Raw genomic sequence first — 11732 nt, forward strand, 5'->3', positions numbered from 1 at the left:
GCCGGACCTATGGATGGGCTTGGGCTTGCTCATTAGACGGCGCCGACGAATGTCATGTTGCACGAGTTCGATAAGCGAAAACCCCGCTGACCGGGTGACAAACCGGCGCGGGGCTCTCTGGCGCTAACTTTGATATTTGCCCTAGTCGGACCCGAAGGCCAGGCGCTCACAAGGACTTTTCGCCACGCTTAACCGACTGTCAGGACACCCGCATTAACCGGTCTGCGGTGGGTAGGTCTGTTTCGGTTGACCGTGTCCCGATTAGTAACCGGCCTTGGTGCGCCGAAGCGTGGCCGGTCTTGTTATCTATGTCGCGCTGCTCGCCCAATCGGCCCGTCCGGTTCTGCCGTCCTCGGCGATCCAGTGTGTTTCGTTCTTGGGTGGACGTCTCGCGACCGTATTCGGATCAATAGCCCAGTTCGGGACCATTGGCACCACTCTCGACCAGTTTGGCTCATGTAACGATTTAGCGTTTTTGATCAACGCGCTGGAAACGTTTTGAAATTCATTATTCAAGCGGCGTTCTGCTGTACTACGCGAGCGGCCTGTTTTCTGGCAGAAAGCGCGAAATGATCCGGCCTGTTTGGGGGCTGCCAGGCACATTGACCACTTGCCGAGGAGAATGCGGCGCTCATCGTCGCGCACATGGTCGAGGAGCCAACCGTACATGACTTCCTCTGCCCTGGATATGGCGGCTGATGACGGCGTGTATCGAACGCGGGTGCCGTTGATGCCATAGCCGACCGAGTGACCGCCGACTGTCTCGTCTTGGGTGGTGGGCCAGAAGGAGCGCACCGCCGCCGGCCGCAGGTTACGCACGTCGAGGTGGGCCATGGTGTCGGCCGCCTCGATGAACCTGGCTCTCACGATAATGATGGCGTCGGCAACCTCGGCCGCTTCTGTGCTGATCGTCACGTCAAACCGCAAGGCGTTGCTCTGGCTCATCAAGGATCGTCTCCAGTTGTTCGTAGATCAGGGTGCGAAGGGTTGCCCGAACGGGCCAAGGGCGACGGGCTACAGCCTTGCCGCGAAGAATACCGAGTGGAACGCTGTCGAAGGCGTCTAGAACCTCTCCAGCGCGCTCTATGGCCCAATCAGGGCGTTGGATGAGGATATCAGAGACGGCGCCGATGGTTTCGCTCCACAACTCGTCTCTGTTGTTCTTGGTCTGGCGGATACAGCGCAGGGTCATGACGAGATGACCGTCGCCGTACTGGTTGCGGATCTCGTGCATGGTTCCGCGGGCGTGGCTCTGCGCTGCCAGACGACGGCGATAGACCGGCACCAACTTAATGCCGAGACCGTCAAGCAGTGCGTCGAGCCGGCCCTTGCTCATTGGCTTGCTGCCTTCTTCCGCGCGTGGGTTTCCTTCGCGCACCGTTCCTTGCGCTCCAGCCAGGCCGCTCCCCGATCCTCGCCGTTCATGGCTTCGACCTTGCGGACGGAGTACAGCGCTGAAGTGTGATCACGACCACCGAACAGGCGCCCAAGCTCAGGATACGATATCTCCGGCTTGATGATGGTCTTGACCTCCCACATTAGAAGCTGCCTGGCATCGACGAACTTCTGAATGCGGCTCGGGCCGATCACGGCGACATAGGCCAGACCCATCTCTTCGCAACGGCGCTTGATATAGGCCTTGCATGGGCTGCCCGCCTCGGCCTTCCAGTATTCCCAGGCGCGGACATGCGCATCCTTGGGGCTTTGGTCTCGGAAGACGATGACGCGCGCTGGCGGCGCCTCTTCTGGCTCAGACTTAGGCTCTGGCCTTGGCGGCTTCCCCATCAGCCTCGCGCGCCCTGCTGCATACTGCCGTTTCATGTCGGCGGCGGATGAATAGCGTTCTGCCTGGACCCACATCATGCCAGCGCCTCCTGCTTCGCGAACAAGGCATGTGCGGCCGACTTCGCAGCCATGACGGTCTCACCGTCGCGCTTCATCACCCGCTGCTCCAACGCATAGAGGAACCGCCAAGCCGCGACCTCTGCGGCCAAGGCCGACTTGAAATAGACCGTGCGCCCCTTCTCCTTGACCGTGCGGTAACTGGCCGCCCAAACGGGGCGATACTGCGCCTCCCAGCCGTTGATGGTGCCAATTGCTTTTGCTCCAGACCGGTTCATCAAAGCATCCTTTCCTGCGCAACGACGGGCTTGTCCGACACGTACCGGGTGTATCGGGCCTCGAATTTCAGTCTCTCGACGATGGAGGGGTCTCCGAATCTGACCTTGATCGAGGCGATTTCAGCCACCCCCTCGACTTCCGACCCGAAGACCCGATTGATAATGGCCCAGTCCCCTGGCGTGGCGGCGATCTTTTCCATCTCCTTCTTGTATTTCTCCGGGCGATAGAGGGTCATGATCGCGTCATAGTCGGCGCGCGCACCCTCGCCCCCATACAAGTCCTTGGCGATCGGGCGAGGGTTCTGGCGCCGGCTGCCTTCCCCGTTCCTCTGATTGAGGATCAGAACAGAGGCGCCGAGTTCGTCGGCCACTGCCTTCAACTCGACGGTGACCTCGCCTGATATCCTGTCAGGTGACAGCTTCGGGTCGCGAGGCTTAACCTTCCCGATGTGATCGACGACGACGAGCGGCGTCTTGCCGTTGGCGCTCTTCTTGATGAACCGGCGGGCGTAGGCGACCAGTTGCGACACCCCTTCCCGCTGGCATCGGACGATCTCGAGCGGTTGCTTCTTCAGCCAGAGAGCAAAGTTGACGCATGCATCGCGCTCGCTCTGGCTCATCCGCTCGTTCGGCTCGCGCTGCTGCTTGAGGTCGATGCCCCTTTCCTGGGCGATCATCTGACGCACGCACTGCGCGGCCGACTGGTCATAGGAGAGGAAGAGAACCGGATGGCCGTTCTTCACTGCATGCAGGATAATTTGCATGGTGAGGCTGGTTTTGCCCTCGCCTGATGACGAAAGCAGCCCGTATAGGTTCCCGGCTTCGAACACCGGCTCGGAAAGAACCTTGGCAATCTCAGGCATGGCGATCGGGACACCGATCACCCCGTCATGACGCGCTGAGGCGTTGAAGGACGCGAGGTAGGCGTCGGCGGCACTCACCCCGGCCTTGAGCGCTGACAGGCGCGTACGTCTCTCTCTGAGGCGCTGTTCAAGGGCTTCGATCTCCTCGTCCAGCGTGAGCAGCGAATGGCCTTCAGAGGCAAGGTCCGTCGCCGTCTTGGCGTCTTCGGCCAGACCGCGGGCGAGAGCAACGCCCTTGATGATCTGCAGAACCGGGTCGAGCTCGTATTTGATCGCCGGATTGAGACCGAGCTTTTGCAGGTTCGTCAGATACTCGGCCGGCGAGCACGGTAGACCGGGCAAATCCTTCGGCACCCCCGGCTTGAGCGACACGGCATTGATGTGCTGCTGAGACTGGAACAGCCGGTACGCCTCGCGGAAGATCCGCTGATGAAGCTCCTCGGCGAAGTCTTCGGCATCGAGGCCGCAATCGGCCATGATGTTGTTGTCAGCCAGAACGCAGGCGAAGAACTTCTCGGCCGCGGTAAACGCGTCGTCTTCGGTGATCCGGTCGTTGGCGTGGAATGACGGGTGCATGTTCATGCCGCGCTCCCGAACAAATCGCCGCTGCGGACATTGCGCGCCATCTGCAACGCCATCCATGCGGGCTGATACCGGCCGGCGTGAACCTTCATGGCCTTGACCTGGCAGCAGATAGCCAGCGCGCAGGCTTCAGCCGCGTTGTGGGCGAGTGTCTTCTGTGGCGGGAGGGTGATGTTCATCTGTTCGCAAGCGGTGATCGCCGCCGACTTCCAGTCCTTCTTGCCCTTGCTGTCCACCGGAGGCTTGTATCCCTTGCCGTAGAAGGCAACGCGCCATGTGCTGGCCGGAAGAGTGCCGTAGGGGATGCCGAAATTGGCGAGAGTGGCGACGATCGCCGAGGTAGCAAGCCAAGGATAGATCATGGCGTCGGCTGAGGTGTTGCCGATCTTGGCAAGGCTCTGCTCCTCTAGAACAGCGAAATCGGGCTTGCCGGCGTCCTTGTCGGCCATCAGATCCCGGATGAAGTTCTTCACCTTCTGGCCGATCTGGTCGGCGGTGTAATAGTGGTCGGCCTTATCGGGCATCTGGAAGACGCCGCAGCGGATGGCGGAATGATCACGGTCGCAATCGCGCCATGCCCAGCCGGTCGTCTTCGAAGGGTCGAAAGCAATGACCTTCATTGCACCACCTCCCGCTTCGGAAAGCCCTTGGACATTTTCGGTACGGTCGCGGCCTTCTCCAGCGTCCAGCCCCACGTCATGGTGCGCAGCTTTCCCTGAAACAGGTGCTTGCCCTGCCGCTGACCGCGCTTCCGGTTCAGGTAGGATTCGAGCTCCACGCCGGCCAAAACCTCTTGCGTGATGCCTTCTCTAATGACTGTGTCGATGATTGCGCGGGCCACGACGGTCGGCGGCGCCTTGAGGGTGGCGGCTTCCCTTTCGAGGATCGCCAATGTCTTGCCTTGAACTGCCAGTTTCACGCTCACGGGGAACCTCTTGCGAAAAAGCTCCCGGCCGAAGCCGGGATAGTTTACGACCGCGCGAGGGAGGGAAAGCGCGGCCGGCGGTAACTCAGTCGAAGGGGATCGGGGTGTCGCCGAACGGGTCTTCGCCCGTCGCAGCGGGCTCTTCGTTCGTCGCGGCGGCCTGTACCCGCGCCAGAATGTCGGGGATCTCGGCTTCGTATTCGGCTTTCCCGGCGTCGTAGCTTTCCAGCCACAGCTTGTCGTCGACACTGCCGGCGTCATAACCGGACACGCGGTCCAGACACGTCAGGCCGGCATGGAAGCCCTTGGCTCGGATAAGCTGCTCGCCGTCGACACGATCGCCTTGGGCCAAGAGGTCGCCGCCGCTCGTCTCGGGGATGAGCCCGAGCCATTCAAGGTTCTGCCGATCAGACCGCAGCCGATCGACGGGCTTCTGCTGGTCTTCTGCCTGGAAGGACTTGAGGTAGTGATCCAGCTTTTGCGCCGCGAAGCCGCTTGCCTTTGCGTTCTGACGAACCGACTTGCGCTCTTCGTTCAGCGCCTTGATCTTGGCCGCTATTGCCCGGTCCTGCTGGTGGTAGTAGCTGAAGAGCGTCCTGCGCTCGCGCTCGGCTTTGGCTGTGTCATTGACTAGCATTCTCACCTTATCCTTTGGCTACGGGCGACGGAGTGTTCTCCCCGTCACCTCTTGGTTTCAGCGTCTTGCATTCGCTTTTTGATGGCTGCTTTTTCAGCTTTGACTTGAGCCTCAATAACCGCCAGGCTATCTGCGATATCCGCCACAGGCGCATGTCCGTGGGTCTCCTCCAACGCGTAGATTTCGTTCTTCAGCTCGGAGATGAGCCGGTGCGTGAAGTCGACGTAAGCAAGGCGAACCTTGCGATAGGACCTGAGTGTCAGATCCTTCACGTCGCGCTTCATCAGTCTTTTGAAGCTTCGGGCCGACATGCCGCACCATGTCGAAACCTCGTCGAGAGCTCTCGTCTCGTCCCCCCATCCCTCGCAACGACGCTTGAACATCTTGCTTGCGAACTGGATGGCCTCCTCTGGGCTGTATGCATCTACCGCAGACATTGCACTTGCCTCTTGTTTGGTTGTTGCCGCCAACGTGTCAGTTTCTACCCGCGTCATGGTCATTCACTCCGATAGGTTGATCCCATCGGACAGGGGCCATGACGCAGGAAGGAGTTACCCGCGCCCCGCGTAAGCCACCCGGCCTTTTCGGCTATGGGGGACTTCCCGCACCGCGGGGAGCGAATTGGATGGATATGGATTGGATCGACCGAGAATGGCGCTGAGGCAGCTGGACACTAACTTGTGCGCCTCATTCTCATCGATCCGGAAATGAGCCGCGATATCGACGGTGTCGAAACCGGCTCGGAAAAGCTCAAGGGCAGATCGCCCTTGAAGACTGGTTGGAATGCGACGTGCGCCGGGGAGAAGACGAGATGACATCAGATGCCCCTCGAAGCGCGCTCAACAGACTCCTTGAGACTTGCGTATCGGCCCATCAGGGCCTCTTCGCGTTTCTGCTGCTCGCGCTGGGCGAGAAGGAAGTTACGGTACATCTGCGGCATTGCGACCGACAGAAGGACCACGCCAACGAGGCCGGCGAACATCAGCAACGACCAGAACAGTTTCGGATGCTGTTGGATGAAATCGATCATGGCCCGTCCTCAGAATGGGATTCCGTCGTCTTCCGGCTGATTGGGATCAGGGTCGACGATGCGGAACTGGTTGACGGTCGGCTTCTCGGATCGATAGCCATCGACCACTTCGAGCACGACGAACATAATTTCGGGGTAACAGCCCGCGAGGCGTTTAGCCTCTGCCTGGGCGCTTGCCTTGGTGGTGTGCTGATAGCGCGGGACACCCTGCCCGATGCCGAGAACCATCCAGAACCGTTCGCGATGGAGCGGGATCATGACGTACTCGGCAACCTCGTCGCCAATCTCTTCAAGAGGCGCACCGGTCATCATCGTGGCGTGCTTGGCGCGTTCAGCGCAGAGCTGGCGCTCGGCGAAAAGCGAATGGGCGATCACGTTCACCTTGCTCGTCGAAGGCTCACCTTCAAGCATCTTGATCGCCTCAAAGAGGCACTTGGCCGTTTCCTTGATGTCTTCCGGTATCGCATTCATCACGCAGCCCTCGAAAATCTGGAGACGGCATGTTGAGAACGGTCGGGAAAATCCGGAATGGCGACGAGGTCCTCGTGATCTTTGATCAGGGAAACCCGCCCGTCTTCGTCGACATCGCGACGGAGGTTTCCGAGGAGGACGGTATCGTGCGCCTCGGCTTTGCCGCCATCACGCAGAACGGCGACGGCATCCCGAAGGCGACCGTTGTCGCTCGTCTGCGCATCCCGAAGGATCTGGCTTGGCAACTCTGTCGGACGCTGAAGGATCTGGAGGAGTGAGCGGGTCATTGGGCGACCTCGCCGGCCTTGGAAACGAGAAGGCTTTCGATCGGAACGCCCGTTTCCTTGTTGATCCTAACGGCCAAGGGCAACGACGGCGTTGCCTGCTGCAGCCTGATCTTGGTGATCATCGAACGGTCACACCCGACCTTCTCCGCCATGGGAGCGTCCTTGATGTTGTGTTCGGCCATATATTCAGCGAGCGTTTTCATGCTTCACAATGTGAATGTGATGAACGTGAATGTCAAGCACATTGTGAATGACAATGCATGGAAACGAGATTGCTGCTGTGCGAAAATCTGAAAATGGCTCCAGTCAAGAAACCAAAGCAGCAGCTACAGCGGACATTCATCAAGGAATGGCGGGAGTTTCATAACCTGAGCCAGGAGGCCGCAGCATCGCGCCTCAACGTATCAAGAACGCTGTTGTCCAAGATCGAAAACGCCAAGAGCCCCTACACACAGCAGTTCATGGAAAACGCTGCGGTCGCTTATGGCTGTGAGGTGGCGGACCTGATCATGCGCAATCCGCTCGACAAGGACGCCGTATGGTCGCTTTACGACCAGTTGAAGAAGGCATCCCCCGAGCTTCGAGGGGACATCCTCACCATGGCCGACGCCTTGATAAAGAAGAGAACCGGGACAGACGGCTAGTCGCAGAAAGCTGCGATCATCAGGGGCATCTTGCGGTTAGCTGGATCATGGATGATCTCGACGCGCGTGACGCCTGGCACTTCCCTGCGGATTGTTTTGTCGATCTGCTCAATTAAGCCTGCGACGTCAATCGCTTCCGTCTCTGCATTCTGTGGAGCTGCGGCCACTCCTGCCGCCGCGAAGGAAAAGAACTCTCGTCTAAGCATTCTAAGTTGACCCCCAAACGCCCTATGCCACCGCACGTTAGCCCAACGGTTGCATTTGGCGAGGGCTATTTTCTGGGGTAGTTGCGGCGTGAAGATTTCACATACCCGTCATAATCGGCCTGCCGGTTCATCGATCATGGAAGATTTATGACAGTTATGTGACGGATCAGGAGTTTGAGACCCATGGAATCTATGGGTTTTTGCAGACATGGCTGATGAACGACACGGGATGCAGCATGGTCTGTCCCATCCGAGGACGATCCTATAGCCCGAACTGAGTATTCACTTTTGATAAATTACTGAAATCTCAGGTGACTTCCGCGAGGGTTGCGGGTGTCGTAGGCTGGCGTCTTGGGCCGATGGGGGAACGGTGATGCGGACATATTTGATGATCGCCAGCTTGGCAATCGCGGCGCCGGCCGCTGCGGAGGAATGCCACTTCGAAGCCGAGTCCGTGAAGCAGCACTTTGTAGAAGCGTACCGGGCGCTATTCGACTATCAGACCTATGCCTATCTCTGTGCGCCGTCGATCGGCGGGGGCCATGCCGAGACCGGGGTGATGTCCCTGCGGTTGTTCCTAGCGAAGAGTGGCCGCAGCAAGAACGACGCGATCATTGAGGCCGATGAGGCTGACAAGCGGGCGAAGGATCGGGCGGCGAAGAGTGACTTCGCAAATGGGCTCGACCCGAACTCGGTTGACGTAATGAACCTCTGCCTTGAAACGATGAACAAGCTGCAGCGCGCGCACGAAGTCGAGCAGGCTAAGATGCTCAAGGCTGGCTGTCTGGTTGAGTAGTAGGTACACTTCCCCCCTTCGCTTACTGCCCCCACTACAATCGAGCGGGCTGCGAACCGGGCAGGACACCTTTCAAGTCACAGTATAGCCAGAGTGCCGTTTTCCGTGATGGAAGGTGGCCGTCCCCCTGCCCCTCGGCGAAATTTGCGCCGCCCCTTTCTCAAGGTGATCGTCCAGAGCTGTGGATGGCTACGTGGACGGTCGGGTTTGTGTGCTCTGGTTACTCCTCAGCTCGTGTCAGCATTCGGACGGTCGAAGTCGCAAGTATAAGACCCGCCATGACTATCCGGTTCAGCCTGGGAACCGGTAACCGCGTGGGATTTGATTTGCCGGATTGATCGGCGGCGCGGGGTCAAAGCCCGAAAAAGACCGCTGCCATTGCGCCTCCGAACACATCATCTTGGCGGGAACCTCCGAGCAGACCCAAGATTTTGCGATTTTCAGCGCCTGACAGCGACCAATCCGATTGCGTTTCAAAAGCGGTTCTGCTAAACAATCGGTACAGCATTGGAAGCCATCAGCGCCGGTCGGATCATCCCGCCGGCGCTTTTCTTTTGGCACATGATTCCTCCGCAGTCAAATTTTCGTTCATGTCATTCACTTTTATCGTTGACGGATATGTGAATGTAATGCACTATTGTCTCCATCAACCAATCACGACTGACCGCCCGACAGGGACAAAGCGAAACGTGATCGACGGACACGGCAATCAAGCCAACTGCGATTGGAGGCCGTCATGTGAACTGCAGCTCGGGGCGAGCGTCCGCACTGGACCAACTACCGACAGATGACACGTCAGAGATTTTTGTTCCTGGGCACGAACGGAAAAGGCCCAACGGATTTCACGACAGACCGCCCTTGGCGAAGGGCTGAACAAGAGGATGGGGAAATGACAAAGGTCAGATACACGCTCACTCACATGGAAGCCTTCCGTAAGGCACGCCACCTGGCGGAAGTCGCTCGGCCGGCAATCACGGATCACGAGTTCTGGAACAACGACTACACGGACGACATGATCGCTATCATCCGCGACCCGTCCTTCATGTCAAAGCCGACCTTCTTCGCAGCGGCCCTCAACGACGACGACCGCGACTTTTGCGAACAGTACCTCCTCCGCGCTCGTGAGATCGACAACGAAGACCGCGCCGCTCGGGAACGGATCCGCGCTGCTGCCGCATGAACCGCTTCGGCATCCGCCTTCGGGCGGATTTGGAAAGTGATCTCAACCACTCACGAGGACATATCCGTGATCAAGTTCGACATTCTCAACAGGTTCAGCGGCTCGGTGCAGTTCACGGCCGAGATCGAGTGCGACGAGAATTCGGCGCGCTCCTACAAGATCGGCTTGGCTGTGAAGTGGGCGATTAAGTCCAGGGCCGACCTGTCCGGGGCCGACCTGTCCATGGCCAACCTGTCCGGGGCCAACCTGTACGGGGCCAACCTGTCCATGGCCAACCTGTCCGGGGCCAACCTGTCCATGGCCAACCTGTCCGGGGCCAACCTGTACGGGGCCAACCTGTCCATGGCCAACCTGTCCGGGGCCAACCTGTACGGGGCCAACCTGTCCATGGCCAACCTGTCCGGGGCCAACCTGTACGGGGCCAACCTGTCCGGGGCCGACCTGTTCCGGGCCGACCTGAAGGACGCGACAAGCGCAGATCTGGTTATTGCTCAGACCCGCATTCTTCCCGAAGGCGACCTCATCGGCTGGAAGAAATGCCGGGGCGACGTGATCGTGAAGCTGCTCATCCCGGCAGATGCGAAGCGCTCCCATGCGTTCGGCCGCAAGTGCAGGGCCGAGTTCGCGGACGTTACCGAAGTCATTGGGGCGGAGACGGGAATTTCCCTGCACGACGGCGTGACGGAATACGTCGCCGGCTCCCGCGTCACTCCGGATTGCTTCGATGAGAACTGGCAGCAGGAATGCGCCGCCGGCATCCACTTCTTCATCACCAAGGCCGAAGCCGAAGCCTATTGCGGCTGACCTACCGGCGCCCACCGAACCCAGAGGACACGACGATGTACGCGAGAACAGCAGGCACACCGTTCATCCAGAGCCGCGAGGTCCTTCTCGCCATGACCGCTTCGCCGAAGGGGTTCTACTACGACGAGACGGAGCCCTTCGGCGTCACCTTCGCCACCGAGCTTGAAGCTCTGTTCGATGAAGGCAAGGCGCGGTTCGGGGATGACGTGACGAAGTTCGTTCGGTTCGATCTAGATGCCCTCCACGGCGAGGATGTGACCGAGCAGATGGCTGAGGCGTTCCTGTCCGATTGGGGCGGTCGGGTTTCCGACGAAGGGCTCCTCCCCGACTTCGTTCGCCAGTCCGATGCTTGGGAATCGTGGTGCGAGGCCCGCACGGTTCGCGATGGCCTCCCGTACACCCAGAGCAGTCACGGGACTTACAACGCCCGTCAGCAGTTCGGAGGGCGGCTGTGATGAGCACGGTCACCAAAAACGACCCTGACAACTACCTGACTGTCGGCAAGGCTCAAAAAAAGATTGCCAGCGAGCGCGGTGAACAACTCCGCAAGATCATGCAGGACGCGCACGACAACACCGAACGCCGGCTGAAAGAAAACGGCCATGCTGGGAATTTGGTGCGCATTGAACCTGCCAGCCAGCAGGACTTCAACGTCTTTAAGGCCAAGGCGATATCGCGCGGCAAGCTGCTGGAGCGCTTCCGCAGCCACATGCAGGACGAGGCCGATTACATCGACGCCGAGGAAATGAAGGCGGAAGCCCGCAGGGACCGCGAATGGGAGGACCGGCTGTGAAGCACAACCCCGACCTATACGGCGCCTACCTGTCAGCCCGGAACCTCTCGGCGGATGTCCTGTTGGCCTACGCCGAAGACGGCCATCGGGGCACAGTCGGCGACTTCCGTACCGCAGAGATCGATCGTCAATTCCGCGAACTGGCCGACCGTCTCGGCTTCGAGATCGTCAAGCGCGATCCGGTCAAGGAGGCAGCCGAATGACCCTTCCTCGTTCCCGCGTCGTCGCCCTTGAGCCCACGCACGAGCCGCCGAAGGCCGACCACTATCTGACCGCCGTGATCGTCTGCTTCGCGGCAATCGTTATCCCGCTTTTTCTGTGAGGACACCATGAGCAACGTAATCGACCCCGCCGGCCCCGAGGTGCTCTTGGGCGACGTTCTCGCAAACCGCGT

The 11732-nt window shown here is 59.6% G+C and carries 23 protein-coding genes; 9 read left to right on the forward strand and 14 right to left on the reverse strand.

Annotation, left to right across the window (positions count from 1 at the left end):
* Positions 1-306: 306 nt before the first annotated feature.
* The 11 genes from AC0C6X_RS09685 to AC0C6X_RS09735 form a co-directional block, all read right to left on the reverse strand.
* The gene (locus AC0C6X_RS09685) at positions 307-945 is read right to left on the reverse strand and encodes a DUF6362 family protein (protein ID WP_472952821.1); all 639 of its coding nucleotides are present in this window, start codon (positions 943-945) and stop codon (positions 307-309) included.
* Positions 917-1336: a hypothetical protein gene (locus tag AC0C6X_RS09690; RefSeq protein ID WP_472952823.1), complete on the reverse strand. Its 420-nt coding sequence runs from the start codon at positions 1334-1336 to the stop codon at positions 917-919. The genes AC0C6X_RS09685 and AC0C6X_RS09690 overlap by 29 nt, the downstream gene beginning before the upstream one ends.
* The gene (locus AC0C6X_RS09695; protein ID WP_472952825.1) at positions 1333-1863 is read right to left on the reverse strand and encodes a helix-turn-helix domain-containing protein; all 531 of its coding nucleotides are present in this window, start codon (positions 1861-1863) and stop codon (positions 1333-1335) included. Before AC0C6X_RS09695 ends, AC0C6X_RS09690 begins: the two co-directional genes overlap by 4 nt.
* On the reverse strand, positions 1860-2120 hold the full coding sequence (locus tag AC0C6X_RS09700; RefSeq protein WP_472952827.1) for a hypothetical protein: 261 nt from the start codon (positions 2118-2120) through the stop codon (positions 1860-1862). The genes AC0C6X_RS09695 and AC0C6X_RS09700 overlap by 4 nt, the downstream gene beginning before the upstream one ends.
* On the reverse strand, positions 2120-3565 hold the full coding sequence (locus AC0C6X_RS09705) for a DnaB-like helicase C-terminal domain-containing protein (RefSeq protein ID WP_472952828.1): 1446 nt from the start codon (positions 3563-3565) through the stop codon (positions 2120-2122). Before AC0C6X_RS09705 ends, AC0C6X_RS09700 begins: the two co-directional genes overlap by 1 nt.
* A complete protein-coding gene (locus AC0C6X_RS09710) occupies positions 3562-4185 on the reverse strand; it encodes a hypothetical protein (protein WP_472952830.1) in 624 nt (207 codons plus the stop codon). The genes AC0C6X_RS09705 and AC0C6X_RS09710 overlap by 4 nt, the downstream gene beginning before the upstream one ends.
* Complete coding sequence (locus AC0C6X_RS09715) at positions 4182-4490, reverse strand: hypothetical protein (protein WP_472952831.1); 309 nt, start codon at positions 4488-4490, stop codon at positions 4182-4184. Before AC0C6X_RS09715 ends, AC0C6X_RS09710 begins: the two co-directional genes overlap by 4 nt.
* A gap of 85 nt (positions 4491-4575) precedes the next feature.
* Positions 4576-5127 (reverse strand): hypothetical protein, encoded by a 552-nt coding sequence (locus tag AC0C6X_RS09720; RefSeq protein WP_472952833.1) that lies wholly within the window; start codon positions 5125-5127, stop codon positions 4576-4578.
* Between the two features lie 44 nt (positions 5128-5171).
* Entirely contained in the window at positions 5172-5621 is a 450-nt protein-coding gene (locus AC0C6X_RS09725; protein ID WP_472952835.1) for a hypothetical protein, read from the reverse strand.
* A 323-nt stretch (positions 5622-5944) separates the two neighbouring features.
* Positions 5945-6157 carry a hypothetical protein gene (locus AC0C6X_RS09730; RefSeq protein WP_472952837.1) on the reverse strand — a complete coding sequence of 71 codons (213 nt, stop codon included), beginning with the start codon at positions 6155-6157 and terminating at the stop codon, positions 5945-5947.
* Positions 6158-6166: 9 nt separating this feature from the next.
* Positions 6167-6631 carry a hypothetical protein gene (locus AC0C6X_RS09735; protein ID WP_472952839.1) on the reverse strand — a complete coding sequence of 155 codons (465 nt, stop codon included), beginning with the start codon at positions 6629-6631 and terminating at the stop codon, positions 6167-6169.
* A 26-nt stretch (positions 6632-6657) separates the two neighbouring features.
* Between AC0C6X_RS09735 and AC0C6X_RS09740 the strand changes: the two genes are divergently transcribed.
* Positions 6658-6906, forward strand: a complete 249-nt coding sequence (locus tag AC0C6X_RS09740; RefSeq protein ID WP_472952841.1) for a hypothetical protein — start codon at positions 6658-6660, stop codon at positions 6904-6906.
* A gap of 5 nt (positions 6907-6911) precedes the next feature.
* On the opposite strand, the gene AC0C6X_RS09745 is transcribed toward AC0C6X_RS09740, so the two are convergent.
* On the reverse strand, positions 6912-7118 hold the full coding sequence (locus AC0C6X_RS09745) for a helix-turn-helix domain-containing protein (protein WP_472952843.1): 207 nt from the start codon (positions 7116-7118) through the stop codon (positions 6912-6914).
* Between the two features lie 69 nt (positions 7119-7187).
* Here AC0C6X_RS09745 and AC0C6X_RS09750 point away from each other — a divergent pair, with 69 nt between their 5' ends.
* Complete coding sequence (locus AC0C6X_RS09750; protein WP_472952844.1) at positions 7188-7559, forward strand: helix-turn-helix domain-containing protein; 372 nt, start codon at positions 7188-7190, stop codon at positions 7557-7559.
* Here AC0C6X_RS09750 and AC0C6X_RS09755 read toward each other — a convergent pair.
* The gene (locus AC0C6X_RS09755; RefSeq protein WP_472952846.1) at positions 7556-7765 is read right to left on the reverse strand and encodes a hypothetical protein; all 210 of its coding nucleotides are present in this window, start codon (positions 7763-7765) and stop codon (positions 7556-7558) included. The two genes, AC0C6X_RS09750 and AC0C6X_RS09755, sit on opposite strands and share 4 nt — an antisense overlap.
* A gap of 388 nt (positions 7766-8153) precedes the next feature.
* On the opposite strand from AC0C6X_RS09755, the gene AC0C6X_RS09760 reads away from it, so the two are divergent.
* On the forward strand, positions 8154-8561 hold the full coding sequence (locus tag AC0C6X_RS09760; RefSeq protein ID WP_472952848.1) for a hypothetical protein: 408 nt from the start codon (positions 8154-8156) through the stop codon (positions 8559-8561).
* A 291-nt stretch (positions 8562-8852) separates the two neighbouring features.
* Here the strand turns inward: AC0C6X_RS09760 and AC0C6X_RS09765 are convergent, their stop codons facing one another.
* On the reverse strand, positions 8853-9122 hold the full coding sequence (locus AC0C6X_RS09765) for a hypothetical protein (RefSeq protein ID WP_472952849.1): 270 nt from the start codon (positions 9120-9122) through the stop codon (positions 8853-8855).
* Between the two features lie 328 nt (positions 9123-9450).
* Here AC0C6X_RS09765 and AC0C6X_RS09770 point away from each other — a divergent pair, with 328 nt between their 5' ends.
* The 6 genes from AC0C6X_RS09770 to AC0C6X_RS09795 all read left to right on the forward strand — a co-directional run bounded on the left by AC0C6X_RS09770 (position 9451) and on the right by AC0C6X_RS09795 (position 11660).
* Positions 9451-9741, forward strand: a complete 291-nt coding sequence (locus AC0C6X_RS09770) for a hypothetical protein (RefSeq protein ID WP_472952850.1) — start codon at positions 9451-9453, stop codon at positions 9739-9741.
* A 66-nt stretch (positions 9742-9807) separates the two neighbouring features.
* Positions 9808-10545: a pentapeptide repeat-containing protein gene (locus AC0C6X_RS09775; protein WP_472952851.1), complete on the forward strand. Its 738-nt coding sequence runs from the start codon at positions 9808-9810 to the stop codon at positions 10543-10545.
* A gap of 35 nt (positions 10546-10580) precedes the next feature.
* Complete coding sequence (locus AC0C6X_RS09780) at positions 10581-11000, forward strand: hypothetical protein (RefSeq protein WP_472952852.1); 420 nt, start codon at positions 10581-10583, stop codon at positions 10998-11000.
* Complete coding sequence (locus AC0C6X_RS09785; protein WP_472952854.1) at positions 11000-11338, forward strand: hypothetical protein; 339 nt, start codon at positions 11000-11002, stop codon at positions 11336-11338. The genes AC0C6X_RS09780 and AC0C6X_RS09785 overlap by 1 nt, the downstream gene beginning before the upstream one ends.
* The gene (locus tag AC0C6X_RS09790) at positions 11335-11541 is read left to right on the forward strand and encodes a hypothetical protein (RefSeq protein WP_472952855.1); all 207 of its coding nucleotides are present in this window, start codon (positions 11335-11337) and stop codon (positions 11539-11541) included. The genes AC0C6X_RS09785 and AC0C6X_RS09790 overlap by 4 nt, the downstream gene beginning before the upstream one ends.
* Positions 11538-11660 carry a hypothetical protein gene (locus AC0C6X_RS09795; RefSeq protein ID WP_472952857.1) on the forward strand — a complete coding sequence of 41 codons (123 nt, stop codon included), beginning with the start codon at positions 11538-11540 and terminating at the stop codon, positions 11658-11660. Before AC0C6X_RS09790 ends, AC0C6X_RS09795 begins: the two co-directional genes overlap by 4 nt.
* The last annotated feature ends 72 nt before the right edge of the window (positions 11661-11732 follow it).

The organism is Ensifer sp. VA4, assembly GCF_055710065.1.